Below are 26,618 nucleotides of genomic sequence, written 5' to 3' on the forward strand. Positions count from 1 at the left end.
CACGCTCTACATGTGCCTCGGCCAGAACGATGCGGCCGATCTTCGCGCCCCCTTGCGCGCCAGCGAATCCGACGAGCCCTTGCTGGCAGCGATCCACGAGGCGATCGGGCGCAAGCCCCGCGGCCACGACTTCGTCATCGACCGCCGGCACAAGCGCCCGGCGGTGGCCCGTCACATGAGCGTGACCGGCGGATAGAGGCTCATTTCCAGTTCTCGATCGCTCAGCCGAAGCGACCGGTGACATAGGCGCGGGTTTGCTCGACCCGGGGCACGGTGAATATGTCGCCGGTCTTCCCATACTCGATGAGCTGGCCCAGATAGAAGAAGGCGGTATGGCTGGAGACGCGCGCCGCCTGCTGCATGTTGTGGGTGACGATGACGATGGTGTAGTCGACCTTGAGTTCGTCGATCAGCTCTTCGACCCGCTGGGTGGCGATCGGATCCAAGGCCGAGGTCGGCTCGTCCAAGAGGATGACCTCCGGCTTCACCGCCACCGTGCGGGCGATGCAGAGACGCTGCTGCTGGCCGCCGGACAGGCCGAGGGCGCTGTCATGGAGGCGGTCCTTCACCTCCTCCCAAAGCCCCGCTTGACGCAGCGACCACTCGACGCGCTCCGCCATCTCGGCCTTGTTCGGACGCTCATGCAGGCGGACGCCGAAGGCGATGTTGTCGGCGATCGACATCGGAAACGGCGTCGGCTTCTGGAAGACCATGCCGACCTTGGCGCGCAGATGGTTGAGATCGACGCCGGCGCCGAGCACATCTCCTCCGTCGATCAGCACCTCGCCTTGGGCGCGCTGGCCCGGATAGAGATCGTACATGCGGTTGATGACCCGGAGCAGGGTCGATTTGCCGCAGCCCGAGGGACCGATGAGGGCGGTCACTTCGTTCGCCGGGCAGTCCATGCTGATCGACTTCAGCGCCTGGTTCGCGCCGTAGAAGAAGCTGAGATCGCGGATCGAGATCTTCGGATCGGTGATGTCGAGCTCCGGCGCCTCGACGGCGGCGTCGGCGGGCAGCATCGGCTCGGTGCCCTGGGATACTTGCATCGAGGACATGCCGTTTACCTCCGGCGCTCGGAAACCAAGATGCGGGCGATCACGGTGAGGCCGAGCACGCCCAAGGTGATGAGGAGCGCACCGCTCCACGCCAACCGGTGCCAGTCGTCATAGGGGCTCATGGCGAACTGAAAGATCACGATCGGCAGGCTCGCCATCGGCCCGTTGAGGTCGTAGGACCAGAACTGGTTGTTGAGCGCGGTGAACAAGAGTGGCGCCGTTTCGCCGCTCATGCGAGCGATGGCGAGCAGGATGCCGGTCACGATGCCCTGGCGGGCAGCGCGATAGGCGACCAGCGTGATCATCTTCCAGCGCGGCGCACCCAGCGCGATCGCTGCCTCGCGCAGCCCGCTCGGCACCAGGTTCAGCATGTCCTCGGTGGTGCGCACCACGATCGGGATGGCGATCACGGCCAACGCCGCCGCCCCGGCGATGCCGGAGAAATGCCCCATGCGCAAGACCAGGAGCTCGTAGATGAACAGGCCGATGACGATCGAAGGCGCGCTCAAGAGGATGTCGCTGACGAAGCGGGTGACGTTGGCGAGCCAGCTGTCATGGCCGAATTCGGAGAGATAGGTGCCTGCCATGATGCCGACGGGCGTGCCCATCAGCGTGCCCAGCACGGTCAACACCAGGCTTCCGGCGATCGCATTCAAGAGCCCGCCGCTGCTGCCCGGCGGCGGCGTCGTCTCGGTGAAGATCCTGAAATCGATGCCTTCGATGCCATGCGCGATCAGGGTGAAGAGGATCGCGCCCAACGCCGCCAAGCCGAGCGCGGTTGCGCCGAGCGAGAGGCTGAGCGCGACGGCGTTCGTTGCGCGCCGACGTCCGTAGATGGTCATCGCTTGGCCCCGCCGGCCGTTTGCTTCGCCAGCCGCTGCAGCATCAGCTTCGCGGCCGCGAGCACGATGAAGGTGATGACGAACAAGATGAGACCAAGCGCGATCAGCGAGGAGACATAGAGGTCGCCGACCGCCTCGGTGAATTCATTGGCGAGCGCCGAGGCGATGGTGCTGCCGGGAGCGAAGAGGGAAGTGGAGATCCGGTGCGCGTTGCCGATCACGAAAGTGACGGCCATGGTTTCGCCGAGCGCCCGGCCGAGGCCCAGCATGATGCCGCCCACGACGCTGACGCGGGTATAGGGCACCACGATCTTCCACATCACCTCCCAGGTGGTGGCGCCAAGTCCGTAGGCCGACTCCTTCACTATCGGCGGCACCGTGTCGAACACGTCCCGCATCACCGCGGCCATGAACGGCAGCACCATCAGCGACAGGATGAGGCCGGCGGTGAGCAAACCGATGCCGAAGGGCGGCCCACGGAACAACGGCCCGATGATCGCCGCCTCGCCCAGAAGGTCGATGAGGAAGGGCTGCACCGTGGAGGCGAGGAAGGGGGCGACGACGAACAGGCCCCACATTCCGTAGATGATGCTGGGCACGGCGGCCAGGAGCTCGACGCTGGTGCCGATCGGCCGCTTCAGCCAAGGCGGCGACAGCTCGGTCAGGAACAAGGCGATGCCGAAGCTGATGGGGGTGCCGATGAGGAGCGCGATGAATGAGGTGACGAGCGTGCCGTAGATCGGCACCAATCCGCCGAAATTCTCGGTCACCGGATTCCAGCTCGTGGTCACCACGAAGCCCAGGCCGAACTTCTCGAAGGTAGGCCAAGCGCCCACGACGAGCAGTGCGATGATGCCGCCCAGCAACAGCAGCACGAGAGCCGCAAAGAGCCGGGTCGCGTGTCGGAATAGCCGGTCGCCTAGGTCGCTGGAACCACGGGTGCCAACACGCTCAGCCATGGGCAACGCTGCTGCGTCGGCGGCGGTCATGTCAACGGTCATGTCGATGCATCGCCAGGGATCGATGAGGGCCGCAACCGGCATAAAAACGGCGGGGTCCGCCCCTGAGGAGAGGCCCCCGCCGGCTTCTGGTCGGAGGCGTGCGGGTTAGTTGATCTTGATTGTCGAGGTCCACACGGGCCTGCCGTCCGGCCCCTTGATCTCGTTATGCCAGGTCTTGTCGATCATGCCGATCAGGCTCGGCGGCAGCGGCACGTAGTCGAGCTGGTCGGCCATCTTGCCGCCGTTGGCATAGGCCCAGCCGAAGAACTTCAGAACCTCCGCGCCCCGCGCCGGATCCGACTGGTTAGCGTGGATGAGGATGAAGGTGGCACCGGTGATCGGCCAGCTCTCTTTGCCGGGCTCCTCGGTCAACAGGAGGGCATAGCCGGGAGCCGACGACCAATCGGCGTTCGCCGCCGCCGCCTGGAACGCCTTGCTTTCCGGTTTGACGAACTCGCCCGCCTTGTTGCGCATCAACACGTAGCCAAGCTTGTTCTGCAGCGCATAGGCATACTCGACATAGCCGATGGCGCCTTCGGTGTTCTTCACATAGGCGGCCACACCTTCGTTACCCTTGCCGCCGATTCCCGTCGGCCACTCGACCGCAGTGTTCTCGCCGACCTTGGATTTCCAATCGGCGCTCACCTTGGAGAGGTAGTTGGTGAAGATGAAGGTGGTGCCCGAACCATCGGAGCGGGCGACCACGGTGATGGCGCGGTCCGGCAGGCTGACCCCGGGGTTGAGGCCGACCACGGCCGGGTCGTTCCACTTGGCGATCTGGCCCAGATAGATTTTGGCCAGCACCTCGCCGGTGAGCTTCAGCTGGCCGGCCTCGACACCCTTCAGGTTGACGACGGCGACGACGCCGCCCATGACCGTCGGGAACTGCACGAGCCCGTTCTTTTTCAGCTGCTCGGGCGAAAGCGGCATGTCGGAGGCGCCGAAGTCGACGGTCTTGGCGGTAATCTGCTTGATGCCGCCGCCGGAGCCGATGGACTGGTAGTTGAGGCCGATGCCGGTTGCGGCCTTATAGGCCTCGGCCCATTTGGCATAGATCGGGTAGGGGAAGGTGGCGCCGGCGCCGGTGATGTCGAGGGCGCTGGCCGGGAGGGCCGCCGCGAGACCGAGGAAGGCGACCGCTGCAGCCGCGATCGTCCTCGCCGCGAGGGCCTTGAGGGGCATCTTCATCATGATGGGCGGGATCCTTCTGGGTGCGGGGAATAGGGTTCGGGGCAGCCTGTGTGGTCCCGACCGGCGCCATCCTAGGCAGACCGAGGGACAGTAATATGACGGCTCCATGACAGATTGATTTCACTCGAAGCCGCCGCGGGTCGGCCGCAAAGGACCGCCCAGAATTGCGGATTTTCGGCTTGGAGCGCATCATTGCCGGTCGGCGGGCGACCCCTGGCCGGTGCTGAGTCCCGCGAAGCTGGTGCTCTTGATGCGGTCCCATGCCTGAAATCGACACCTTCGCCACCCATGAGGTCTTGAATCAGCCGCCGCCGCTCGTCGACTACAACCTTTTCGCTGGCGACCGCGCGCTTGGAGAAGCGGTCGAGCGCGAGGGGGCGGGCTGGGCGGCGGGGTGGCTGCGGCGGCTTGGCGAAGACTGCGGCCGCGCCTCCAGCTTCGCGCTGGGAGAGCTCGCCAACCGGCATCCGCCGGTGCTCCACAGCTTCGATCGTTTTGGCCGCCGCCGCGACGAGGTCGAATTCCATCCGGCGTGGCACGAGCTGATGGCGAGCCTGGTTGCCAACGGGCTCCACACCGGCCCCTGGGCCGAGCCCAAGCCCGGCGCCCATGTCGCCCGCGCTGCCGGCTATATGCTCCACGCCCAGATCGAGGCGGGAAGCCTCTGCCCGACCACCATGACCTATGGCTCGGTGCCGGCGCTCAGCCGTCAGCCAGAGATCGCGAAGGATTGGTTGCCGCTCCTGGTCTCGCGGCGCTATGACCGGCGCTTCCGGCCCGCCTCGGGGAAGACCGGCGCTCTCGTCGGCATGGGCATGACCGAGAAGCAGGGCGGCTCCGACGTGCGCGCCAACACCACCCATGCCCAACCCGTCGGCGCCGGAGGACCGGCGGCGGAGTACAGGGTGACCGGGCATAAGTGGTTCTTCTCGGCGCCGATGTGCGATGCGTTTCTGGTGCTGGCGCAGGCGCCGGGCGGTCTCTCCTGCTTTTTTCTGCCGCGCTTCACCCCGGATGGGTCGCTGAATGCCATCCATCTGCAGCGGCTCAAGGAGAAGGTCGGCAATCGATCCAACGCCTCCAGTGAGGTCGAGTTCCACGGCGCCCATGCCTGGCTTCTGGGCGAGGAAGGCCGCGGCGTGCCGACGATCCTGGAAATGGGCACCTATACGCGGCTCGATTGCGCGCTCGGCACCACGGGACTGATGCGCCAGGCGGTGAGCCAGGCCCTCCACCATGCGCGGCACCGCACGGTGTTCCAGCGCCATCTCGTCGACCAGCCCTTGATGGCGAACGTGCTCGCCGATTTGGCGATCGAGGCGGAAGCGGCGATGGCGCTGGTGATGCGCCTGGCGCGCGCCTTCGATGCGGAGAGCGATGCCGGCGAGAACGCGTTCCGCCGTCTCATGACACCGGTCACCAAGTTCTGGATCTGCAAGCGCGGGCCGGTCCTGGCGGCGGAAGCGATGGAAGTCTTGGGCGGCAATGGCTATGTCGAGGAGGCGCTGCTCGGCCGCATCTATCGCGAGATGCCGGTGAACTCGATCTGGGAGGGGGCGGGCAACATCATCTGTCTCGATGTGCTGCGCGCCGCCGAGCGGGCGCCGGATGGGCTCGCGGCGGTTCTGGGCGAGATCGAGGCCGCCAAAGGCGGCGACAAGCGGCTCGATCGCTACACCGCCGATCTCAAGGCGGCACTCGCCGATCACGCCAATGCCGAAGCCGGCGCGCGTCGTCTCACGGAAGGCTTGGCGCTGGCGCTGCAAGCCTCGCTGCTGGTGCGGTTCTCCGCCCCTGCCATGGCCGACGCCTTCTGCGCCGGGCGCCTCGAGGGGCATTGGAGCGGCGCCTTCGGCACGCTCCCTGCCGGCATCGATGCCCGCGCGATCATCGACCGGGCGATGCCGAATTAGCGCGAGCATCGCCATGCTCGAAGAGCGCGTCCGTCAGAGTGGCCTCATGCTGCGCGGCGCGTTCCATCCCACGGCCAGCGACGGCGTGCCGAACCTACCCGACGGTCGGGCAGCCGTCACTCTGGTGCTCGTGGGCAATGTCGGACCAGCGATGTGGGACGTATTTGCCGCAGCACCGGAGGCATCCTTGCCCCACTCACCCTTGGACGCTTGGAGCCGCCGGATCATCGGCGCCATAGCTGCCTCGGTCGGCGCTTATCCGCTCTTCCCGTTCGGCGGCCCGCCCCATCTGCCGTTCATTCCCTGGGCGAAGCGCGCGGAGCCGGTGGCGGAATCGCCCCTTGGCATGCTGATCCACCCCGATCATGGCCTGTGGCATGCCTATCGCGGGGCGCTCGCCTTCGCTGAACGGGTCTCCTTGCCGCCGCCGGACACGCGCCCGCGGCCTTGCGATGCCTGCGCCGAACGTCCCTGCCTCAAGGCCTGCCCGGTCGGGGCGTTCGATGGCAGAAGCTACGACGTTGTGCGCTGCGTGGGTCACCTTTCGCATCCCGCGGGTGTCGACTGCATGACCGCCGGCTGCCTGGCACGTCGTGCCTGCCCCGTTGGTCGCGCTTCCGCCTATGTCCCAGCCCAGGCAGCGTTCCACATGCAGGCGTTTCTGCGGAACCGTCAAGGTTGAGAACGGACCGCTGCAGCAAAGGGCCGCAATACACAACAATTTCGTCATCGCCGGACTTGATCCGGCGATCCACGTCTTCCTTCGTAAGGCGGCGCTGCGTGGATGCGCGGGTCAAGCCCGCGCATGACGAGATAAGAGGATGCGGTTGGAAATCTGATTTGAGCTGAAGGCGCCAACCGTGACTAAGATCGGCCCATGGACTATCCCATAGCCCGCGATTTGGCGTGCCTTCGCCGGACCCCTTGATCGGCTTAGCTTCGGGTGGACGTCGCGAGCCTCTCATTCACTTCCAGTGAGGCGGCCAGGTCTTCCGGACGATAGGTAGCGACTCCATGCGGGCGACCCACGCCGCCATTCTGGGTCCGACCAGTCCCTCGCTGGGCAGGCCCGGCTTGCGTTTGGCGATGCGCAACGCGAGGGCAAGCTCGGGGTAGAGGGTGAAGTCGGCGGCCGACAGGTCTCCGGCCAAATAGCCGCTTCCGACCACGGTCTCCCATCGTGCGAGCTCTTCCTTGAGCCCGGCACACGCGGCGGCGATCGTCTCTTCCGACCATCGCTCCTTCGCCGTGAACAGCAGTGCTTCCGCCAGATGCTCCATGGCGGCGGCAAAATACCCGTCCGCTTCCCGGATCAGACGCCGCTGCAGCGCGCGTTGGCGCAGGTCGGTCGCGAACAGGCGTGGCATTCCGGGCCATTTGTCATCGAGATATTCGAGGATCGCGGCGGATTCCGAGAGGGCGAAACCATCGTCGACGATCACCGGCACTTTGCCGCGCGGGTTGAGGGCGCGGAATTGCGGCTTCTTGAGATCGCCTGCATCGAAGGAGAGCATCTTCAGCTCATAGGGGATGTTCTTGTGCTCGAGCCCGAGCCAAACGCGCCAGGCATAGGGAGAGCCGCTCGCGTAATAGAGGGTGATCATTGCCGTCCTATGGTTTTCCAAGCTCCGCCGCGCGCCACAGATACCAGCTCGCCACCGTGCGGTAGGGCTGCCAGCGCCGGCCGCGCTTTTCGATGTCCTGGCGCCCCGGGAGCTGGCGCTTCTTGAAGGTGACGGCGAAGCCTTTGCGGATACCGTAATCATCCGCCGGCAGCACGTCGGGACGGCCGAGGCGGAAAATGAGCAGCATCTCCGCCGTCCATCGGCCGATGCCGCGGACCTGGCTCAGGCGCTCGATGATGGCCTCGTCTTCCATGCCATGGACCGCGGCAAGGCCGGGAATTTCGCCGTCCACCGCCCTCTGGGCAAGGTCGCGGAGCGCCATCAGCTTGGCGCGCGACAGGCCGGCGCCGCGGATCTGGTCCTCCGAGGCGCGCAGAATCTGGCGGGGAGTGGGGCCCGCATGGGCGCTGGGAAACAAGGCGCAGAGCCGCGCATAGATCGTCGCCGCCGCCTTGGCCGTCAGCTGCTGATAGACGATTGCCTCGGCCAGCGCCACGAAGATGCTGGGTGTCTTCTTGAGCTGCAGGCGAAACGGGCCGACGGCGTCGATGAGCCGTGCCAGCGCCGGATCGGCCGAGCGGAGATGCGCGATCGCTTGACCGGGATCGAAGCCAAGGGCGCCGTCGCCCTCGAATTGCTGGACACCGCCATTCGGATCGGCACCCTCGATCGAAAGCAAACGCAGCTTGGTGGCAAGGCCGCCATCGGCGGTGAAGCCGCCGAGCTTGCCGCCGGAGCCGAGCACGCGGTGGCAAGGGACTACGATCGGAAAGGGGTTTCGTCTGAGCGCTTGCCCGACGGCGCGCGCGGCTTTCGGTTGGCCGAGCCGTGCGGCGACGGCGCCATAGGAGAGCGTTTCGCCGGATGGAATGGAGCGCGCGGCCGCGTAGACGCGGCGATGGAACGGCGGCACTTGGCCCATGTCGAGCGCGATCGTCGAAAGGTCGCGGGCTTCGCCTTTGAGATGCGCCACGATGCCATCGAGCGCCTGCTGCACCGCCGGGGGCGGCGATGCTTCGGCTGCGTTCGGGAACTGCCGAAGCATGCGGGCCCGCGTCTTCTCCTTGCCTCTTTCGGGGAGCTGCACGCGGACGACGCCGCGTCCGCCCCAGGCAATGCCGCAGCGTCCGATCGTCGTGTCAAAAAGCGTGAAGCCCAGCGCCGTCATGGTTGTGGGCACGATGCTAGCACTCCGGGCCGGCATCGGACTTGGGGAATCTTGCTATCCGCCGCCAGCCGGTTGCGGCTTGGCGCCCGGGACAGGGACATGGCGAAGCCGCTCGCCGATCAGTCCCCGCGGTCGAAAGCGCAGAATGACGATGAGCGAGGAGGCGATCAGGAACTCCCGGAGGGCGGCACCTTGCACGTGGGTCAGGCCCGGCACCAGCGGGGTGACGAAGCGCGTGGCCTCGAGGAAGAACACCACCACGAAGGCGCCGAGGACCGCGCCCCGATTGTTGCCGAGACCGCCCGCGAGCAGCGCCAGCGTGATGTAGAGCGTCAACAAGGGAACGAAGATGTCGGGGGCAATGTAGGAAGTGTAGTGGCCGTAAAGCGCGCCGGCCAAGCCAAGCGCGCCGGCGCTCATGGCGAAGGCCTTGACCTTGAACATGACCACCGGCTTGCCGGCGACCGCAGCGCCCTGCTCATCGTCGCGGATGGCGCGGAGCACGCGGCCGAAGGGTGAATAGCAGACCCGCTCGGCCAGCACGAAGGCGACGACCGTCACCGTCGCCACGATGCCGAGATAGAGCAGGTTGAATTCAGCCGGGCCGAGAGTGGCTCTGGATGGCCCGGGAATGCCCGAGAGCCCATCGGTGCCGTTGGTGAGCCAGATCTCGTTGCTGGCATAGATGCGGATCGTTTCGGAGAAGCCGAGGGTGACGATCGCCAGATAGTCGCCGCGCAGGCGTGCGGTGATCAAGGACACGCCGACCCCGACCAGCGAAGCCATGAGCGCGCCGGCGAGCATACCGAGGGGAATTGCTACGCCGAGCTTGAGCGTCGCCAGGGCCGAGACATAGGCACCGACGGCGAAGAATCCGACCAGGCCGAGATTGATCATGCCGGCCATGCCCCAGATGACGTTCATGCCGAGAGACATGAGCGCGTAGATGCAGGCGGAGACGGCGATGGCGATGATGTAGTTCTCCATCGGCGCCCGGCTCCTAATAGGCCCTTTGGCCAAGGATGCCGCGGGGCCGGAGCGTCAGCATGACCAGGATCGCCATGAAGCCGACGGCGCTGCGGTAGTCCGGCGACAGGAAGATGAGGCAGAGCTCCTCGCCGATGCCCACCGTGAGCGCGCCCAGGACCGCGCCGGGGATGCTGCCCAAGCCGCCGACGACCGCGGCGGCGAAGACCGAAAGGATGGTGCGAAATCCCGTCAGCGGATCGATCGTGGTGTCGAGGCCGATCAGCATCCCGCCGAGACCAGCGAGCCCCATGCCGACGAAGTTCGCGAGCCGCGCTACCTTGTCGGCGTCGATGCCCTTGATGCTGGCCAGCATCGGATTGTCGGCAACCGCCCGCATGGCCTTTCCGGTGCGGGTGAAGGCGAGGAAGGCGAAGAGCAGCGCCATCACCGCGACCGCGACCGCGAGATTCTCCACCTGCTGCGGACCGATGCGGAGGCTGCCCAGCCGCCAGTCCCGTTCGATGGGCAGATCATAGCCGCGAAGCTCGTTGCCGAAGACGAAGCGCACGATGTTCTCGAGCGCGATGGTGAGCGCCACCGAGGCGATCGCGGTGGTGATGTAGCCCTGGGGACGGAAGGGCTTCAGCACGATCTCGTCGCTGACGACGCCCGCGGCGCCGGCGATGAGGAAGGCGGCGAGGACCGACGGCAGGACCGGCAGGCCGAAGCGGACATTCGCCACATAGCCGGCGAACGCGCCCACGGTCGCATGGGAGGCGAGGGCGAAGTTCGGAAAACGGAGGACGGCGTAGATCGATGTGAGCCCGATGGCGGGGATCGCCAGAATCGTCCCCGCCATCACGCCATTGACGATGAGCTGCAGAAGCTCGGCCGGCGAGACCTGCCAGCCCACCCTCAAGCGACCTTCAGGAACTTGTACTTGCCGTGCTCGACGATCTGGTAGCGGAACTTGCAGTCGAGGATGTCGCCGATGTCGGTGAAGTCGCAGGGGCCGCTGGCGCCCTCGTAGTTGATCTCCTTGCCTTCGGCCAGCAGCTTCAGGCCTTCCACCGCGCTGTAGACCTTCGTGCCCGCGCCTTGCGAGATCTTGCGCATGCTGTCGCGGATCGAGGTTCCGGTCGCCTCCTTGCCCTTGGCGATGGCGAGGCAGACGAGGCTGATCCAATCGGTCGCCTGGGTCTCGTAGGAGTCGGGTTCGGGGTTTCCCAAGCGCTTCGCCGCCAACGCAAAGGCGGGGGAGTCGACGTCGGCCGAGGGCTGTACGATGTAGATGCCCTCGGTCACCTCCTGCGGCAGGGCCTCGAGGGTCTTCGGCGTCACCGCATAGGACTGGGCGAAGCGGGGGCCGGCGAAGCCCGCTCGATAGAGATCGCGCAGAATGACCATCTCGTCCGGTGCGTAGCCGTTCAAATAGATGAAATCCGGCTTCGCCTTCAGGGCCTGATCGACTTCGGAGCGATAGGTGGTCTTGTCCTTGTCGTAGATCAGGCTGCCGACCAGCTCCGATCCCTTCGCCTTCAGGGTTTCGGTGAGATACTCCTGAGTGGGCACAGCGAACGGCGCCTGGATCGACAGGATGAAGACGCGCTTGGCGCCGAGCGCGGCGATGAACTCCGCATGCTTGGTCGCTTGCAGCTTGTTGTTCGGCTGGGTGCGGATCAGATAGCCCTGGTGCGGCAGGAGCGTGATCGAGTCGGCGCCGGAGACGGTGGTGAGGAAGGTCTTGCTCTCCCAGCACACCGGCGCCACGGCGGTCGTCACCGCCGAAGCCCATGTGCCCATGATCGCCGGCACCTTGTCCACGTCGATCAGCTTGCGGGCGGCGCGCACGGCGGGTTCCGGATTGGTCTGATCGTCCTCGACGATGAGCTCGATCTTCCGGCCCAAGAGACCGGTGGTGCCGTTGATCTCCTCCGCCACCGCCTGCATTGCCTTTAGCATGCGGGGGCCGTCGAAGCCGCCGGCGCCGGTGAGCGGCGTCAGCACACCCAAGCGCAGGCTCGGCGCCTGGGCCCGTACGCTCCGGGGCAGGGCGCTCGCGAGCACCGCGGTTCCAGCACCGGCCAAGAACGACCGGCGCGAGGTCTGCAACCTGTTCATGCGCATCGTGCTCCTCCTTTGACGTTCGTCTCGATCCTCGACTTGCGGCGTCTCAGCCGCCGAGAAATATGCGTTTGATGTCCGGGTCGGCGGCGAGCGCGGCAGCGGCGCCGCTGCGATGATTGCGGCCATCGACCAGGATGTAGGCGTGCTCAGCCACGGCGAGCGCTTCGTTGGCGTTCTGCTCGACCATGGCGATCGACACGCCGGCTTTGTTGATGTGGCGGATGGTTTCGAACAAGCGCTCGGCGGCGAGCGGCGACAAACCGGCCGACGGCTCATCCAGGAGCAGCATGGCCGGCTCCACCATCAGCGCCATGGCCATGGCGAGGATCTGCCGCTCGCCGCCGGACAGCGTGCGCGCCGCCTGGCGCCGCTTTTCCGCCAGCACCGGAAACTGCTGGAAGGCCGCCTCGATCTTGGTGCGCTGGCCGGCCCGATCGAGGAACCCGCCCATCTCCAGATTCTCCCGGACCGACATGGTCGGAAAGACATTCTGCTCCTGGGGCACATAGGCGATGCCCATCCGGCTGATATCGCCAGGGGCGCGGCCGGCGATGGCCTCGCCCTTGAGGCGGATGCTTCCGCGGCTCGGCCTGAGCAGGCCGGCGATGGTCTTGAGCAGCGTCGATTTGCCGGCCCCGTTCGGGCCGACGATGCCGACGATGCTGCCTTCCTCGACCTCGAAATCGACGCCCTTCAGGATCTCCTCGCTGGCGCTGTAGCCGACGACCAGGTCCCGGACGCTCAGGAAGCCCACTTGCGCCGCCCCATATAGGCTTCCTGCACCAAGTCGTTGCCGGCGACCTCGGCGAAACTGCCCGCCGCCAGGTTGCGGCCCTCGGCCAGGACCACGACGTGGTCGCAGAGGCTGGCGATCGTGTCCATGTGGTGCTCGACCAGGAGGATGGTGATGCCTTCCTGGGCGAGCGTGCGGAGATGCTGAGCGATTTCGTTGGCCAGGCTCGGATTGACCCCGGCGACGGGCTCGTCCAGAAGCAGGAGCTTCGGCCTCGCCATCAGCGACCGGCCGATCTCCAACAGCTTCTTCTGGCCACCGGAGAGGCTGGATGCCGGTTCGTTCAAGGCCCGCGTCAGGTTCAAGCGCTCGGCGATGGCGAACGCCTGGGCCGCGAGCTCGTCTTCCTTCCGCAAGGCGGCGCGGGAACGCCACAGCGCCGCAAGAAGGGTTTCGCCCGGCTGGTCCGGCCCGTAGAGGACCAGGTTCTCCAGGACCGTCAGCCTGGGAAAGCCGCGCGCGATCTGAAAGGTCCTAACGAGGCCGGCGCGGCTGATCCGGTCCGGACGCCAGCCGGTGATGGTCCGTCCGTCGAACGCGATCGTGCCGGAATCGGGCGGCACCAGCCCGGAGATGCAATTGAAGACGGTGGTCTTGCCGGCGCCGTTCGGGCCGATGAGGCCGGTAATCAGCCCGGGAGCGACCTCGAGATCGACCCCATTGAGGGCGTGGACGCCATAGAAGCTGCGGGTGAGACCCCGCACCGTGAGAAGGAACACCCCCAAGACCCTCCTGATGCCGGCGCTGCCACCGCTTGCGGGTTGGCTTGCTCTCGGCGATCCGATGCCATGAGACGTCGAACCCAGGCAGCCTGTCAATGCAAGGCCTTGAAGAACCTAGGGGGGTAATTTGGGGAATGCGTGGGGGACATTAGCCATCAGCGCAGCCGCCGACGCGGGCTGGTTGCGTCGTTCGATATATGCTGGTGGATACAACGATTGCCACAGAATGAGTGCCCCGAATGATCCTCCGTTCGATGCCATGGGCGTATCTCGGCGTCGCCTTGACCATGGTCATGGTCGGTGCCGCGGCACTATCGGCTCGGCCGGCAACCGCCGAGGACCTCCTGGTCTTCGCCGCCGCCAGCCTCAAGAACGCTCTGGACGACGCCAATGTCGCCTATCGCCAGCAGGGCGGCGCCGCGGTCACGGTGTCCTATGCGGCAAGTCCGGCGCTGGCGAAGCAAATCGAAGCCGAGGCGCCGGCCGACCTCTTCATTTCGGCCGACTTGGACTGGATGGATTACGTCCAGTCTAAGGGGCTGATCAAGCCGGAGACGCGGGTGAATCTGCTCGGCAACAGGATCGTGCTGGTGGCGCCAGCCGATAGCGCGGCATCGCTGACGATCGCCCGGGGCTTCCCGCTGGCGGCGAGACTCGGCAGCGGCCGGCTCGCCATGGCCGACACGGCGGCGGTGCCTGCCGGCAAATACGGCAGGGCGGCACTGGAGTTTCTGGGTGTCTGGGATGCCGTGAAGGACCGCATCGCCCAAGCGGAGAATGTGCGCGCTGCCCTGTTGCTGGTGGCCACCGGCGAGGCGCCCTTCGGCATCGTCTACAGCACCGATGCCGCGGCCGAACCCAAGGTCAAGGTGGTGGGCGTCTTCCCTGAGAATACCCATCCGCCGATCATCTATCCCGCTTCCGTCATCGCCCGCAGCACTAAGGCGGAGGCGCCGAAATACCTGGCATGGCTGCGCTCGCCTGCGGCCGCGCCGTTTTTCGCGACGCAAGGGTTCGAGGTGGTGAAGTGATCCGTTGGAGGCAGTCGTGCGCGCCTGTGAAGCGGCGGCTCGTGGCGCTCAAGCTCCCATGGGCCGAATGAGCGGCACCACCAATCCGGCCAGCACAAGTCCGGTCTTGGCGTCGGCCTCGGTGAACCAGTTCGCCTCGTTGGAGATGTTCATCGTCCCCAGGCAGCGTCCGTCATGGCTGATCGGCACATTCATAATCGAGCCGATGCCGAGGCTGAGGATCAAGGCGTGGTCGGCGAAGGCGGTCTTGAGCTCCTCGGGATTGCGGGCGATGAAGACCTTTCCCTCATCGAGCACGATGCGGCCGCACGGCGTGCCCTGCTTCTGCTTGCGGCCGCCGACGGGATAGGCCTTGGGATTGTCGCTGTAGACCCGCTCCACCTCCATCGCCGTCTCGTAGACGCGCATCATGGTGAAGAGGTTATGACCGATGGCGCGCTGCGCGAGCTTGTCGACGGCCTGGTAGATGGCCGCGGGCTCGTGGGCGGCGGCCTGCATCGCCATCACTTCGGCAATGTCGGCGACCGTCAAGGGCTGTCTCGTCGCGGCCATGGCAATCCTGCGTTGCAGTGTCGGTGGCACTCTGCCCGTGCGCGGCATGGAGGGCAAGCGAGGCGTGTCGTCTCAGCGCTGCCGTGTCTCCCAGTTCGGCGCGCGATGGACTGGCGCGTTGGCGGGGGACAGCGGCGCCTTGCCCAAGATCATGTCGGAGGCCCGCTCCGCCATCATGATCGTCGGCGCGTTCAAATTGCCGCTGACGATGCTGGGCATGATCGAGGCATCGACCACCCGCAAGCGCTCGACCCCACGCACCCTGGTCTCGGCATCGACCACGGCCATCTCATCTGTGCCCATCTTGCAGGTGCCGCAGGGGTGGTAGGCGCTCTCCGAGCGGGCGCGCACGAAGGCATCGATCTCGGCATCGGTCTTGACCGAAGGACCCGGTTGCAGCTCCTCGCCGCGGAAAGGGTCGAAGGCCTTCTGCTGGAAGATCTCGCGGGTGAGCTTGACCGCATCGCGCATCTCTTCTCGGTCCTGCTCGGTCGCGAGATAGTTCGGCTGCAGGACCGGGTGCTTGAGCGGATCGGAAGAGGCGAGCGTGAGGTTGCCGACGCTGGTCGCCCGCATCGGGCCGATATGGGCCTGGTAGGCATGGCGATGGGCCGGCTGGCGTCCATGGTCGATCACCATCGAAGGCAGGAAGTGCAGCTGCAGATCGGGTTGGCGTACGCCCGGCCGGCTGCGGATGAAGGCGCCGGCTTCCAGATGCGCCGAGGCACCGAGCCCAGTCTGAAAGAGGAACCACTCGAGCCCGATACGGAGCATCGCCAGCGTCTTGGTGGCGCTGTAGAGGGTGATGGGCTGGGTGGAAGCGACCTGCACATAGAGCTCGAGATGGTCCTGCAGATTGGCGCCCACCCCCGGAACATCGGCGATGACGGCAATGTCGTGCGCGCCGAGATGATCGGCCCTGCCGATGCCCGACAGCATCAGGAGCTGCGGGGTGTTGATGGCGCCGCCGGCGAGGATGACCTCCCGCTCGGCCCGCGCCCGGCGCGTGCTGCCGTCCTTGGCGTATTCGATGCCGATCGCGCGTCCGCCCTCGAACAGGATCCGGGTCGCCAGCGCCTTCACCTCGACCAGCAGGTTCCGACGCTTCAAGGCCGGTCTCAGATAGGCCTGCGCCGCGCTCCAGCGCCGGCCGCGGTGAATGGTCATGTCCATTCGCCCGAAGCCTTCCTGCTGGTAGCCGTTCATGTCGGCGGTGAGGGGGTATCCCGCTTCCAGCCCGGCGTGGATGAAGGCATCGAACAAGGGGTTGCGGCTGGACCCGGTCGAGACATTGAGCGGCCCGTCGCCGCCGCGATAGGCATCGGCGCCGAGCGCCCTGGTCTCGGCCCGCCTGAAGTAGGGCAGCAGCTCGGCGTAGGACCAGCCGGAGAGACCGCCCGCCGCCCAGCGGTCATAGTCGTCGGCGTGGCCGCGCACATAGACCATGGCATTGAGGGAGGAAGAGCCGCCGAGCACGCGACCCCTGGGCCAATAGAGCCGCCTCCCATCCATATGGGGCTGCGGCTCGGTCTCGTAGAACCAGTTGTAGCGGTCGTCGGCGAGGTTGTAGGTGAGTGCAGCGGGCATGTGGATCTTCCAGGTCCAATCCCTGGGACCCGCCTCCAGCAGCAGCACCTTGACCGAGGGGTCGGCGGAGAGCCGGTTCGCCAGCACGCAGCCCGCCGATCCGGCACCGACGATGATGTAGTCGAAGGTTTGCATGGAGGTCTCGAGGCGGCGCCGGCTATGGCGCCTCTTCCTCGATCCGGGCCAGGCTTTCCTCGCGGGCGAGGCTGCGGTCATAACCGAGGCTGGCGGCGATGAGCTGGCGGGTATAGGGGTGGCGCGGGCGGTTTTCGGAGAGCTGGCCCACCTCCAGCTCCTCGACGATGCGGCCGTGGTTCATGACCGCGAGCCGGTCGCACATATGGGCAACGACGCTGAGATCATGGCTCACCAGGATATAGGTGAGATTCTCGCGCTCGCGGATCTCCGCTAGAAGGTTCAGGATCTCCGCCTGCACCGACACATCGAGCGCCGAGGTGGGCTCGTCCAAGAGCAGGATCTTCGGCTCCAGCACCAAGGCCCGGGCGATGGCGACCCGCTGGCGCTGGCCGCCGGAGAGCTGATGGGGATAGCGGAAGCGGAAGGCGGGGCCGAGGCCGACTTCGCGCAACACCCGGGCGATGCGCTGATCCGCATCGCCGAGGCCGTGGATGGCGATGGGCTCGCCCAAGGCGGTGTTGACGGTGTGCCTGGGATGCAGCGAGCCATAGGGGTCCTGGAAGACCATCTGCACCAGCTTGAAGAAGCTCTTCGGTCGATTGGGCTCGAGCCGCGCTCCGTCGACGCTGATCGCGCCTGACCAGGAGCGATTGAGGCCGGCGAGAGCCCGGAGAATGGTCGACTTGCCGCAGCCGGACTCGCCGACGAGACCGAAGACGGTGCCCTTGGGCACCGCGAAGGAGATGCCGTCGACCGCGGTGATGGCACTCTGTCCCCGGCCGAAGGTGACGGTGAGCCCGTCGACCGCGATTGCCGGCTCGTTCATGGGCGCCCGCTTGTGCCGGTGATCGGCTCGGTCAGCCAGGCCGGGTCGCGCTGGAGGACCGCCAGCCGTCGCCGGCGCTGGCTAAGCCGCGGCAGGGACTCCAGGAGCCCGCGGGTGTAGGGGTGGGTCGCCTGGTACAGCTCCGAGGCCTTGCAGCTTTCGACGATGCGTCCGGCATACATGATGAGCACCCGGTCGCAGAACGAAGCGACCAGGTTCAGATCATGGCTGATGAACATGAGGCCCAAGCCGCGCCGCGCCACCAAATCGTCGAGAATGGCGAGAACCTGCAGGCGCACGGTCACATCCAAGGCCGAGGTCGGCTCGTCGGCGATGAGCAGCGCCGGCTCCGCCATCAGCATCATCGCGATCATGACGCGCTGGCCCATGCCGCCGGAGACCTCATGGGGATAGAGATCGTAGACCCGCTTCGGATTGCGGATGCGGACCGCCTCCAGCATCGAGAGCACGCGCTGGCGCGTCTCCCTTCGGCTGAGCTTGAGCCGTGCCGGCAAGGCCTCGGCGATCTGATCGCCGACGCGCATCACCGGGTCGAGGGAGAATTTCGGATCCTGCATGATCATGGCGATGCGCCGACCGCGGATCTCCAGCATGTCGCGCTCGCTCGCCGCGACGAGATCGGCGCCATCGAAATCGATGCGCCGGGCGCTCACCATGGCGTTGCCGGGGGTGAGCTTCAGGATGGCGCGGCCGGTCATCGACTTGCCCGAGCCGGACTCGCCGACGATCCCGACCTTCTCGCGCCCGACGGTGAAGCCGACGCCGCGGACGGCTTCGACGATCCGATGCGGGGTTTGGAAGCGGACCCAGAGATCGTCCACGGTGAGGAGCGCCGCGGTCACGACCGTCCTGTCCCGGAACTACGTAGAAATAAGATAGCGTTGCAGAGCCGCCATGCGTCCTTCGACAAGCTCAGGATGAGGTGAGTCGTGCGTCGCATCGAGGATGGAACAATGAAAGACCTCATGCTGAGCTTGTCGAAGCACGCATGCCCGTTGTCCAACGCACCGTCCGATAGCGGCATGGAGCTCATTCGCTGCGCGGGTCGAGCACGTCGCGGAGCCCGTCGCCGAAGAGGTTGAAGGCGAGGCTGATCATCAGGATGGCGATGCCCGGCATGGCCGCCAGCCACCAGCTGCCCAGCATGTATTGCCGTCCGGTGGAGAGCAGCGCCCCCCACTCCGGCAGGGGCGGCTGCGCGCCTAAGCCGAGGAAGCCCAGGCCAGCCGCGGTCAGGATGATGCCGGCCATGTTCAAGGTGATGCGCACCACCATCGAGGGAATGCACATGGGCATGATGTGTTTGACGATGATGCGCAAGGACGAGGCGCCCTGGATGCGGGTCGCGTTGATGTAGTCGCTGGAGCGAACGGTGAGGGTCTCGGCGCGGGCAAGGCGCGCGATCGGCGGCCAGACGGTGAGCGCGATGGCGATGACCGCATGGTCGAGGCCGGGGCCGAGGGCGGCGACGAAGGCGAGCGCCAGGATGAGCCCGGGGAAGGAGAGGAAGACGTCGGTCACCCGCATCAGCACCGTGTCGGTCCAGCCGCCGAAATAGCCGGCGACCGTGCCCATGACCAGGCCGATGGGGGCGGCGATCACCGCCACCACGCCGGCGATGTAAAGGGTGATACGCGAGCCCCAGACGACGCGGCTGTAGATGTCGCGGCCGAGCTCATCGGTGCCGAACCAATGGGCACGGCTGGGCGGCATCAGGCGATTGGCGAGATTTTGGGCGTTGCTGCCATAGGTGGCGATCACCGGCGCGAACAGCGCCACCAGCAATAGGAGGAGGATGACGCCGAGGCCGAGCATGGCCAGCGGATTTTGGCGGAGCCTGAGCCAGCCGAAATACAAGCGCTGCAGATTGGCGTGTCTGGCCGAGGTGGTGACCTCGGCGGTGAGCCAGCCGCGCAGCGACTGCGCCCCGGCTTCGTGCGCTGCCGCCGTCATCGCGTCCGCGGATCCAAGATCCGGTAGAGGAGATCGGAGAGGAGGTTGAGGCAAACGAAGGTGATCCCGACGATGAGCACGCAGGCGAGCACCGCATTCATATCGCCGGTCAAGAGGCCGGAGGTGAGATAGCGCCCGAAGCCGGGCCAGGCGAACACCGTTTCGGTCAAAACCGCACCCTCGAGCAGGAAGGCGTAAGCCAGGGCGATGACGGTGATGAGCTGGACCGCAATGTTGCGGAAGGCATGGCGCCACACCACCCGCCATTTGGACAGGCCCTTGACGCGGGCGGCGATGATGTATTCCTGGCCCAGCTGCTCCAGCATGAAGCTGCGGGTCATGCGGCTGATATAGGCCATCTGCGCATAGCCCAGGATCGAGGCCGGCAGCACGATATGGCTGACGGCATTCCAGAACACCTCCCACTCGCCTTCGAGCGCCGAGTCGATGAGGATCGAGCCGGTCCGGGGCTCGACGATGTCGAGAAAGAACACATCCAGCCGCCCCGGCCCGCCGACCCATCCGAGGGCCGCATAGAAGACCACGAGGCCCATGAGCCCCAGCCAGAAGGTGGGCGAGGAGTAGCCGAGCAGGCCGATGAAGCGCGCCACATGATCGATCGGGCTGCCGCGATAGACCGCTGCCAGCACGCCGATGGGCACGCCGATCGACACGCCGAACGTGAGGCCCACGGTGGCGAGCTCGATGGTGGCCGGGAAGACGCGCTTGATGTCGACGGCAACGCGGTTGCCGGTGAACAACGCCTGGCCGAAATTGCCGGTCAGCATGTCGCTGACGAACAGCCAGAACTGCATGTAGAGCGGCTTATCCAGGCCGAGCTGGTGATAGACCATGTCGTAGGTGGAGGCATCGGCCTGGTCGCCGACGATGGAGATGACCGGGTCGATCGGCAGCATGCGCCCGATGAAGAAGGTAAGCGCCAGGAGACCGATCAAGGTCACCGCCACCGAGGAGACGATGCGCCACGCGGGCCTGACCCAGCCCGGGAGAAGCGAGGCCGCTTCTCCCGCTCGCATGGGCTTGGCGAGTCCGGTGCTGGCCACGACGGATCGCTACTTGTCGATGGTCTCGTAGCCGACGCGGAAGGCGTTCTCCTTGAACACCTTCACCTCCTTGCGGAGCGCGATCGGCCGGATGGGCTGGAACATGTAGGCCATCGGGCCGGTCTCCATGAGGCGCATCTGAATGCTGTGATAGATGGCGATGCGCTTCGCCGGGTCCTTCTCGAACATCGCCTTGTCGGTGTCGGCATTGATCGAGAGATCCTGGAAAGCAGCGCGCCAGCTCGGATACATGGCGAGCTTCGCCTCGGCGCTGTTGTCGGGGTTGATGCCGTGGCGTGAGATCATGCTGTTGGCATCGGGATATCCGGTCTGCCAACCGATCTGGGAGATCTCATAGTCGCGGGAGCGGGTGCGTGTGAAGAGCTGCGCGTCCGCCATCTGTTCGAGCTCGAGCGTGATCCCTGCCTTGGCCGCATTGCCCTGGATGTGCTGAGCCAAGGCTGGATTGAAGTTGTTCGCCGAGAGAATCAGTTTCTTCTTGAAGCCTTGCGGATAGCCGGCCTCGGCCAAGATCTGCTTGGCCTTGTCGATGTCGAGCTTGAAGGGCAGGCCCTCTTCCTTGGAGAGCGCGCCGAAGGCGCCGATCGGCACCACGCTTGCCCGCGCGATGCCTTGATATTTCATGACCGTCGATTCCAGTCCCTTGTAATCGACGAGGTAGCGGAAGGCGAGGCGCACCTTGGGGTTGCTCAGGATGGGATCAGTCAGGTTGAAGGAGAGATAAGTGTAGCCGTGGGTGGCGGTGAGCTGCAGGCGGAGATTGGAGCTGTTGTCGACAGCCTCGAGGTCCTGCGCATTCAAGAGACGGGCGGCATCGATGTCGCCTTTCTCGAGCTGGAGCCTTTCCGCACCCGACTCTGGTACATGGCGGACGATGATGCGGCGCATCGCCGGCTTCTTGTCCCACCAATCTTCGTTGCGCTCGAGAATGACCACGTCATTGGCATTCCAGGTGCGCAGGCGGTAGGGGCCGACGCAGGCGCTGTTGGTCTTGAGCCAGGCGTTGCCGAGGTCGTTGTTGACGACGTGCTTCTCGATCTCCTGGCGATCGAGGATAAAGGCCGAGCGCGTCACGAACAGCGACGAAAGAATGAGCTGCGGCGGATAGGGTTTGTCGAGCTTGACCAGCAGCGTGTTGTCGTCCGGCGCGGTGAACTGCTGCGCCGACAGCTCCTTGGTGAAGCCCCATTCGCGCAAGGTCGCGGCATCGCCGAAGTTGAGCGCAAGCACGCGCTGCATCGACCAAGCGGCATCGCCGGCGGTCACTGGATTGCCCGTGGGATGCTTGAGGCCCTTGCGGATCTTGAAGGTGAGGCTGAGCCCGTCCTCCGACATCGACCAGCTTTCAGCCAACCTGGGCACGATCTTGGAGACATCGTCGAAGTCGAAGGCAACCAGCCGGTCGCAGACATTGGTCATGATCTCATTGCCGTTCACCTCGCCGATCTGCGCTGGATCCATGGTGATCAGCGCATCGAGGTTCCAGGCCATGACGAAGGTGTCTTTGGGCGTCTCCGCCATTGCCGGAAGGGCGGTCAGAGCCGCAATGGTTGCGGTGGCGGCGATGCGCTTCAGCATGGATGGTCTCCCCTGTTGCAAGCTCCACGGCGAAAGCCGTGAGCCGGTCGGTTCCGGGTGAAGCCGGCGCAATGGTTGGGCCGGGTCGTTCCCGGCCTCGGCGCGTTCTCGCGCGATTCCCTGTTGGCCGCCATTTTTCGCTGGGCCGGCATGGCGATGCAAGCGAAAGCTCAGCCAGGCCCGCCTCGCCTGCTATGCTTCGCCGAGTGCCGAGAGGAGGGGGTCTTGCCCGATATCGTCAGCGTTTCCGCCGCTTCCTATCATGCCCAGCGCGCCTATCTGCCCGGAGCGGAATGGTCCCGGATCGAGGACCCGAGGCGGCTCGGCTGGTCGCCCGATGGGCTGGAAGCGGCCAAGGGCTATGCCGCAACCGTGCCCACGGCTTCGGTCATGATCGTCCAGAGCGGCCTGGTGGTGGATGAATGGGGCCCGACCGAGCAGCGCTATATGTGCCACTCCATCCGTAAGAGCTTGCTGTCGGCGCTCTACGGCATCTTCGTCGAGCGCGGCGCCATCGAGCTTGGGAGATCGCTGGCCGATCTCGGCATCGACGACAAGGAAGGACTGAGCGAGCGCGAGAAGCTGGCAACGGTGTACAACCTCCTGCTGGCGCGCTCCGGCGTCTATCACCCGACCGGTTTCGAGAGCCCGGGCATGATCGCCACCCGCGAGGCCCGCCACAGCCACGGCCCCGGCACCTTCTGGTGCTACAACAACTGGGACTTCAACGCGCTCGGCACCATCTTCGAAGAGCGCGCCGGGACCAGCATCTTCGCCGCCTTCCGCGATGAGATCGCGGTTCCTCTCGGCATGCAGGATTTCCGCTACGACGATGGGCGGAAGGACGGCGAGTATGTCGCGCTGGAGGCGAGCCGTCACCCTGCCTATCCCTTTCGTCTCTCCGCCCGCGATCTCGCGCGCTTCGGCCTCCTCTATCTGCGCCTCGGTCGCTGGGGCGATCGCCAGATCGTGCCGGAGGATTGGGTCCGCAATAGCGTGCTGCCCTATTCCGATGCAGGCGATCACGGCGCCTATGGCTTCATGTGGTGGGTCACCCGCCAGGGCATCCACTATCCCGGCGTGATCCTGCCCGAGGGCAGCTACTCCGCCCGCGGCGTCGGCGGCCATGTGGTCCTGGTGATCCCGAGCCGCGAGCTCGTGATCGTGCATCGGGTCGACACCGATATTAAAGAGACGGAGGTGAACGCCCATCAGCTCGGCCGGCTGTTCGGCCTCATCCTGGCGGCGGCGCCGTGAGATGGCGTCAGTGACAAATGTCACAGCACGGTTACGAGGCCATCGGCTAGGCTGGCAAGGAATGGAGCGTCGATCGACATGGGCGCAGACAGCGGCATCTTAAACAGGAGCATGCCCGTGGCGACGGCCCCGACAGCGCCTCCACCGGCGGCGGCGTGGGCTCAGCTCAATCGCCTGGCCTTCGGCCCGCGTGCGGGCGAGGCGGAGCTCATGCATCGCCAGGGGCTTGCCGCCTGGCTCGACCAGCAGCTGAAGCCCGATGAAGCCGCCGACGGCGAAAGCCGCAAGCGGCTCGCCGCCGCGACGCTGCGCATCCGCTATCCCGCCGGCGATCAGTATCCGGCCGTCGACGAGACCCGGCCCTTGGGCACGCTGGCCGCCCCGATCGAGCAAGTCTGGCCGCTCGCCGACGGCAAGCGCCCGATCGCCGGGGCCGAACGCCAGCGGCCGCGCCAGGAGGTGATGGCGGCCACGCTCATCCGCGCGGTCTATAGCCGCTGGCAGCTGCGCGAGGTGCTGGTCGATTTCTGGCACAACCATTTCAACGTCAACGCCGCCGGCGACCAGTCGGTCGCCGCCGCTCTGCCGAGCTTCGACCGGGATGCGATCCGGCCCCATGCGCTCGGCAATTTCCGCCAGCTCCTGGGTGCGGTCGCCAAGTCGCCGGCGATGCTGGTCTATCTCAACAACCGCTCCTCGCGCGCCGGCAACGCCAACGAAAATTACGCCCGCGAGCTCTTCGAGCTGCATGGGCTCGGCCGCGCCGCGTATTTCAACGATCTCTACAGCCGTTGGCGCGACGTGCCCGGTGCCGCCGACGGCCATGCTGCCGGTTACATCGACGGCGACGTCTACGAGGCGGCGCGGGCCTTCACCGGCTGGAGCATCGAGGACGGCGCCGGACTCGGGGGCGAGCTGCGCCTGCCGATGACCGGTCGCTTCGTCTATGTCGAAGCCTGGCACGACAACTACCAGAAGCGCGTGCTGGCGAGCGAGTTCGACCCGTTCCAGCCGGCCATGGCCGACGGGGAGAGGGTCTTGGATCTCGTCGCCTTCCATCCGGCGACCGCGCGCCATGTCGCAACCAAGCTCTGCCAGCGCCTCGTCGCCGATGCGCCGCCGCCGGGCCTGGTGCAAGCCGCCGCCGATCGCTTCATCAAGCTCCGCGACCGGCCGGACCAGATCGCGCAAACCGTACGCCTGATCGCCACATCGCCGGACATCGCGCGCGGGGCGGGCGCCAAGGTCAAGCGACCCTTGGAGCTGGTGGCCTCCTTCATGCGCGCGAGCGGCATCGACTTCCAGCCGACCCTCGGACTCCTGGGCGAGCTCGACGGTTCCGGCCAGCGCCTCTTCGGCTGGGGCCCGCCGACCGGACACCCCGATACGGCCGATTACTGGACCAGCACCAGCGCCATGCGCCGGCGGTGGTCGCTCGTGCTCGGCACCGCCGAGAACTGGTGGAGCACCGGGGTGTTCGATCCCACGCACGCCGTCGGCGGCGGCGAAGTCGCGGCTGCCTCCGTGCTCGGCTACTGGCTGCCGCTCTTGACCGGGACCCACGAGGGTGCCGAGGATCTTGCCGCTGCGATGGGCGTCGAGCCGATGACCGTGCTCGCAACCGACCAGGCACGGCGCTTGGTGGCGTTGGCGGCGCTGTCGCCGCGGTTCCAGAGGCGGTGAGACCATGCGCGTGAGCCGCCGCCATCTCCTGCAAAGCGCTGTGGCCGGCGCCGTCGGCGCCCTTCCCGGCGTGCGCAACCTCGCCTTCGCCGAGACCGGGCAGGGGCGGGATCTCGTCGTCGTGATCTTCCTGCGCGGCGGCTGCGATGCGCTCAACATGATGGCGCCGGCCAACGACCGGAGCTACATCGACGCGCGGCCGCCGGAGCTGAGGGTGCTGGATGCCGGCGACCGCCAAGGCCATCGCCTCGACAGCAACCTCGTGCCCGGCCTCGATTTTCGTCTGCACTCCGAAGCGGCACCGCTCTATGAGCTTTATCGCGCCGGCCATCTCGCCATCGTCGTGGCGACGGGGTTGAGCAACGCCACGCGCAGCCATTTCGTCGCCCAGGATTTGATCGAGCGCGGCATCGTCGATGAGCAAAAGCGGCCCGAGCGCGACACGGGATGGCTCGCGCGCTATCTGGCCGAGGCAAAGGCCCCGGCGAGCGTACCCGCGGTCTCGGCCAATCCCGGCGTCTCCGCCGGGCTCCTGGGCGATGCGGCGGCGCTCGCGGTTCCCGATATGCAGGGAGGCCTCGGCATTCCCGGCGGCGAGCCGGTGCGTCAGGCCTTGGCCCGGCTCTATGGCAGCGGCGAGGATGTGGTGGCGCGCGCCGGGCGGCAGGCCCTCCAGAACATCGCCGCGGTCGATGTGGCACTGCCGCGCGGCCCCGACGGCAAGGTCGCGGCCTATCAGCCCGACAATGGCGCCGCCTACGATGGCGGCGGCGAATTCATGCGCAGCCTGCAATCGGTGGCGCGGCTGGCCAAGGCGGAGCTCGGTCTTGCCGTGGCGGCGGTCGATTGCAACGGCTGGGATCACCACGAAGGCGAGCCCGGCCGCTTCAACAATCTTGCCGGCGTCTTCGCCCGCAACCTCGCGGCGTTCTACAACGACATGGCCAAGAGAAACGAGCGGATGACGATCGTGGTCATGAGCGAGTTCGGCCGCCGCTTGCGAGCCAACCGTAGCCAAGGCACCGACCACGGCCATGGCGGCCACATGCTGGTGCTGGGCGGCCATGTGATGGGCGGCAGGCTCTACGGCACCTGGCCCGGGCTCTCGACCCCGGAGCTCGACCGCGGCGTCGACCTCGCCGTCACCACCGACTATCGCGCCGTGCTCGCCGAGCTCGTCCTGCGGCGGCTCGGCGTCAAGGATACGGCGACGATCTTACCAGGCTTTACTCCGCTGGCGCCGTTCGGGCTGTTCCGGACTTAGGTCCGACGGTATCATTGCTGATCCTGTTCCAAATTTAATCGTCATGGCCGGGCTTGACCCGGCCATCCACGTGGTGCAGCCGTACAACGGAAGACGTGGATGCCCGGATCAAGTCCACGGCTGTCCGGTTTAGTTTTTGTAGACAGGGCGCATGACGTTGATTCATCTGCGTCTGGAACGTCTGGCAACGTTTCTGAACACGGAAGGGACCAACGTCATGCGCCACCAGAATAG

Annotated in this window: 25 protein-coding genes; 7 read left to right on the plus strand and 18 right to left on the minus strand. The window is 66.3% G+C overall.

What is annotated here, in order from left to right:
* On the plus strand, positions 1 to 196 hold a 196-nt coding region (locus HY058_18460), incomplete at its 5' end, for a GTP 3',8-cyclase MoaA (protein MBI3499281.1).
* Between the two features lie 25 nt (positions 197 to 221).
* Here the strand turns inward: HY058_18460 and pstB are convergent.
* From pstB to pstS, 4 genes are all read right to left on the minus strand, one after another.
* Positions 222 to 1,022 (minus strand): phosphate ABC transporter ATP-binding protein PstB, encoded by an 801-nt coding sequence (pstB, locus tag HY058_18465; protein ID MBI3499282.1) that lies wholly within the window; start codon positions 1,020 to 1,022, stop codon positions 222 to 224.
* A gap of 41 nt (positions 1,023 to 1,063) precedes the next feature.
* Entirely contained in the window at positions 1,064 to 1,900 is an 837-nt protein-coding gene (gene pstA, locus HY058_18470) for a phosphate ABC transporter permease PstA (protein MBI3499283.1), read from the minus strand.
* Positions 1,897 to 2,889, minus strand: coding sequence for a phosphate ABC transporter permease subunit PstC (gene pstC, locus HY058_18475; GenBank protein MBI3499284.1), 993 nt, complete (start codon positions 2,887 to 2,889; stop codon positions 1,897 to 1,899). The genes pstA and pstC overlap by 4 nt, the downstream gene beginning before the upstream one ends.
* A gap of 117 nt (positions 2,890 to 3,006) precedes the next feature.
* On the minus strand, positions 3,007 to 4,083 hold the full coding sequence (gene pstS, locus HY058_18480) for a phosphate ABC transporter substrate-binding protein PstS (GenBank protein MBI3499285.1): 1,077 nt from the start codon (positions 4,081 to 4,083) through the stop codon (positions 3,007 to 3,009).
* Positions 4,084 to 4,352: 269 nt separating this feature from the next.
* Here pstS and HY058_18485 point away from each other — a divergent pair, with 269 nt between their 5' ends.
* The gene (locus tag HY058_18485; GenBank protein MBI3499286.1) at positions 4,353 to 6,005 is read left to right on the plus strand and encodes an isovaleryl-CoA dehydrogenase; all 1,653 of its coding nucleotides are present in this window, start codon (positions 4,353 to 4,355) and stop codon (positions 6,003 to 6,005) included.
* Positions 6,006 to 6,018: 13 nt separating this feature from the next.
* Positions 6,019 to 6,687, plus strand: a complete 669-nt coding sequence (locus tag HY058_18490) for a 4Fe-4S dicluster domain-containing protein (GenBank protein MBI3499287.1) — start codon at positions 6,019 to 6,021, stop codon at positions 6,685 to 6,687.
* A 283-nt stretch (positions 6,688 to 6,970) separates the two neighbouring features.
* Here HY058_18490 and HY058_18495 read toward each other — a convergent pair whose 3' ends face one another.
* Genes HY058_18495 through HY058_18525 form a run of 7 tightly spaced genes read right to left on the minus strand, consistent with a single transcriptional unit; the run spans position 6,971 to position 13,406 of the window.
* Positions 6,971 to 7,609: a glutathione S-transferase family protein gene (locus HY058_18495; GenBank protein MBI3499288.1), complete on the minus strand. Its 639-nt coding sequence runs from the start codon at positions 7,607 to 7,609 to the stop codon at positions 6,971 to 6,973.
* A 7-nt stretch (positions 7,610 to 7,616) separates the two neighbouring features.
* A complete protein-coding gene (locus HY058_18500) occupies positions 7,617 to 8,798 on the minus strand; it encodes a methylated-DNA--[protein]-cysteine S-methyltransferase (GenBank protein ID MBI3499289.1) in 1,182 nt (393 codons plus the stop codon).
* Between the two features lie 54 nt (positions 8,799 to 8,852).
* Positions 8,853 to 9,785, minus strand: coding sequence for a branched-chain amino acid ABC transporter permease (locus HY058_18505; GenBank protein MBI3499290.1), 933 nt, complete (start codon positions 9,783 to 9,785; stop codon positions 8,853 to 8,855).
* A gap of 13 nt (positions 9,786 to 9,798) precedes the next feature.
* Positions 9,799 to 10,626: a branched-chain amino acid ABC transporter permease gene (locus tag HY058_18510; protein MBI3499291.1), complete on the minus strand. Its 828-nt coding sequence runs from the start codon at positions 10,624 to 10,626 to the stop codon at positions 9,799 to 9,801.
* A gap of 56 nt (positions 10,627 to 10,682) precedes the next feature.
* Entirely contained in the window at positions 10,683 to 11,888 is a 1,206-nt protein-coding gene (locus tag HY058_18515) for an ABC transporter substrate-binding protein (GenBank protein ID MBI3499292.1), read from the minus strand.
* 52 nt (positions 11,889 to 11,940) lie between these two features.
* On the minus strand, positions 11,941 to 12,639 hold the full coding sequence (locus HY058_18520; protein ID MBI3499293.1) for an ABC transporter ATP-binding protein: 699 nt from the start codon (positions 12,637 to 12,639) through the stop codon (positions 11,941 to 11,943).
* Positions 12,636 to 13,406, minus strand: coding sequence for an ABC transporter ATP-binding protein (locus tag HY058_18525; GenBank protein ID MBI3499294.1), 771 nt, complete (start codon positions 13,404 to 13,406; stop codon positions 12,636 to 12,638). The genes HY058_18520 and HY058_18525 overlap by 4 nt, the downstream gene beginning before the upstream one ends.
* Positions 13,407 to 13,648: 242 nt before the next feature.
* Here HY058_18525 and modA point away from each other — a divergent pair, with 242 nt between their 5' ends.
* The gene (modA, locus tag HY058_18530; protein ID MBI3499295.1) at positions 13,649 to 14,440 is read left to right on the plus strand and encodes a molybdate ABC transporter substrate-binding protein; all 792 of its coding nucleotides are present in this window, start codon (positions 13,649 to 13,651) and stop codon (positions 14,438 to 14,440) included.
* A 48-nt stretch (positions 14,441 to 14,488) separates the two neighbouring features.
* Here the strand turns inward: modA and HY058_18535 are convergent, their stop codons facing one another.
* From HY058_18535 to HY058_18565, 7 genes are all read right to left on the minus strand, one after another.
* Positions 14,489 to 14,992, minus strand: coding sequence for a GAF domain-containing protein (locus HY058_18535; protein MBI3499296.1), 504 nt, complete (start codon positions 14,990 to 14,992; stop codon positions 14,489 to 14,491).
* Positions 14,993 to 15,064: 72 nt separating this feature from the next.
* Entirely contained in the window at positions 15,065 to 16,714 is a 1,650-nt protein-coding gene (betA, locus tag HY058_18540; protein MBI3499297.1) for a choline dehydrogenase, read from the minus strand.
* Positions 16,715 to 16,736: 22 nt separating this feature from the next.
* The gene (locus HY058_18545) at positions 16,737 to 17,543 is read right to left on the minus strand and encodes an ABC transporter ATP-binding protein (protein MBI3499298.1); all 807 of its coding nucleotides are present in this window, start codon (positions 17,541 to 17,543) and stop codon (positions 16,737 to 16,739) included.
* Complete coding sequence (locus HY058_18550) at positions 17,540 to 18,406, minus strand: ABC transporter ATP-binding protein (protein MBI3499299.1); 867 nt, start codon at positions 18,404 to 18,406, stop codon at positions 17,540 to 17,542. Before HY058_18550 ends, HY058_18545 begins: the two co-directional genes overlap by 4 nt.
* Before the next feature lie 187 nt (positions 18,407 to 18,593).
* On the minus strand, positions 18,594 to 19,517 hold the full coding sequence (locus HY058_18555; protein MBI3499300.1) for an ABC transporter permease: 924 nt from the start codon (positions 19,515 to 19,517) through the stop codon (positions 18,594 to 18,596).
* Positions 19,514 to 20,554 carry an ABC transporter permease gene (locus tag HY058_18560; GenBank protein ID MBI3499301.1) on the minus strand — a complete coding sequence of 347 codons (1,041 nt, stop codon included), beginning with the start codon at positions 20,552 to 20,554 and terminating at the stop codon, positions 19,514 to 19,516. The genes HY058_18555 and HY058_18560 overlap by 4 nt, the downstream gene beginning before the upstream one ends.
* Before the next feature lie 36 nt (positions 20,555 to 20,590).
* Positions 20,591 to 22,180 carry an ABC transporter substrate-binding protein gene (locus tag HY058_18565; GenBank protein ID MBI3499302.1) on the minus strand — a complete coding sequence of 530 codons (1,590 nt, stop codon included), beginning with the start codon at positions 22,178 to 22,180 and terminating at the stop codon, positions 20,591 to 20,593.
* A gap of 156 nt (positions 22,181 to 22,336) precedes the next feature.
* On the opposite strand from HY058_18565, the gene HY058_18570 reads away from it, so the two are divergent.
* The 3 genes from HY058_18570 (at position 22,337) to HY058_18580 (ending at position 26,384) form a co-directional block, all read left to right on the plus strand.
* Positions 22,337 to 23,437 (plus strand): serine hydrolase, encoded by a 1,101-nt coding sequence (locus tag HY058_18570; protein MBI3499303.1) that lies wholly within the window; start codon positions 22,337 to 22,339, stop codon positions 23,435 to 23,437.
* A gap of 111 nt (positions 23,438 to 23,548) precedes the next feature.
* Positions 23,549 to 25,120, plus strand: coding sequence for a DUF1800 domain-containing protein (locus HY058_18575; GenBank protein MBI3499304.1), 1,572 nt, complete (start codon positions 23,549 to 23,551; stop codon positions 25,118 to 25,120).
* Positions 25,121 to 25,124: 4 nt separating this feature from the next.
* Positions 25,125 to 26,384, plus strand: coding sequence for a DUF1501 domain-containing protein (locus tag HY058_18580; GenBank protein MBI3499305.1), 1,260 nt, complete (start codon positions 25,125 to 25,127; stop codon positions 26,382 to 26,384).
* Positions 26,385 to 26,618: the final 234 nt, after the last annotated feature.

It is taken from the genome of Pseudomonadota bacterium (assembly GCA_016195085.1).
Classification (GTDB): domain Bacteria; phylum Pseudomonadota; class Alphaproteobacteria; order SHVZ01; family SHVZ01; genus JACQAG01.

Excerpts from the sequence above, each read along its gene's own strand:
- pstB (MBI3499282.1), bottom strand. The coding sequence starts at position 1,022 with ATGCTGCCCGCCGACGCCGCCGTCGAGGCGCCGGAGCTCGACATCACC.
- pstA (MBI3499283.1), bottom strand. The coding sequence starts at position 1,900 with ATGACCATCTACGGACGTCGGCGCGCAACGAACGCCGTCGCGCTCAGC.
- pstC (MBI3499284.1), bottom strand. The coding sequence starts at position 2,889 with ATGACCGCCGCCGACGCAGCAGCGTTGCCCATGGCTGAGCGTGTTGGC.
- pstS (MBI3499285.1), bottom strand. The coding sequence starts at position 4,083 with ATGCCCCTCAAGGCCCTCGCGGCGAGGACGATCGCGGCTGCAGCGGTC.
- HY058_18485 (MBI3499286.1), top strand. The coding sequence starts at position 4,353 with ATGCCTGAAATCGACACCTTCGCCACCCATGAGGTCTTGAATCAGCCG.
- HY058_18490 (MBI3499287.1), top strand. The coding sequence starts at position 6,019 with ATGCTCGAAGAGCGCGTCCGTCAGAGTGGCCTCATGCTGCGCGGCGCG.
- HY058_18495 (MBI3499288.1), bottom strand. The coding sequence starts at position 7,609 with ATGATCACCCTCTATTACGCGAGCGGCTCTCCCTATGCCTGGCGCGTT.
- HY058_18500 (MBI3499289.1), bottom strand. The coding sequence starts at position 8,798 with ATGACGGCGCTGGGCTTCACGCTTTTTGACACGACGATCGGACGCTGC.
- HY058_18505 (MBI3499290.1), bottom strand. The coding sequence starts at position 9,785 with ATGGAGAACTACATCATCGCCATCGCCGTCTCCGCCTGCATCTACGCG.
- HY058_18510 (MBI3499291.1), bottom strand. The coding sequence starts at position 10,626 with ATGGCGGGGACGATTCTGGCGATCCCCGCCATCGGGCTCACATCGATC.
- HY058_18515 (MBI3499292.1), bottom strand. The coding sequence starts at position 11,888 with ATGAACAGGTTGCAGACCTCGCGCCGGTCGTTCTTGGCCGGTGCTGGA.
- modA (MBI3499295.1), top strand. The coding sequence starts at position 13,649 with ATGATCCTCCGTTCGATGCCATGGGCGTATCTCGGCGTCGCCTTGACC.
- HY058_18535 (MBI3499296.1), bottom strand. The coding sequence starts at position 14,992 with ATGGCCGCGACGAGACAGCCCTTGACGGTCGCCGACATTGCCGAAGTG.
- betA (MBI3499297.1), bottom strand. The coding sequence starts at position 16,714 with ATGCAAACCTTCGACTACATCATCGTCGGTGCCGGATCGGCGGGCTGC.
- HY058_18545 (MBI3499298.1), bottom strand. The coding sequence starts at position 17,543 with ATGAACGAGCCGGCAATCGCGGTCGACGGGCTCACCGTCACCTTCGGC.
- HY058_18555 (MBI3499300.1), bottom strand. The coding sequence starts at position 19,517 with ATGACGGCGGCAGCGCACGAAGCCGGGGCGCAGTCGCTGCGCGGCTGG.
- HY058_18560 (MBI3499301.1), bottom strand. The coding sequence starts at position 20,554 with ATGCGAGCGGGAGAAGCGGCCTCGCTTCTCCCGGGCTGGGTCAGGCCC.
- HY058_18565 (MBI3499302.1), bottom strand. The coding sequence starts at position 22,180 with ATGCTGAAGCGCATCGCCGCCACCGCAACCATTGCGGCTCTGACCGCC.
- HY058_18570 (MBI3499303.1), top strand. The coding sequence starts at position 22,337 with ATGCAAGCGAAAGCTCAGCCAGGCCCGCCTCGCCTGCTATGCTTCGCC.
- HY058_18575 (MBI3499304.1), top strand. The coding sequence starts at position 23,549 with ATGCCCGTGGCGACGGCCCCGACAGCGCCTCCACCGGCGGCGGCGTGG.
- HY058_18580 (MBI3499305.1), top strand. The coding sequence starts at position 25,125 with ATGCGCGTGAGCCGCCGCCATCTCCTGCAAAGCGCTGTGGCCGGCGCC.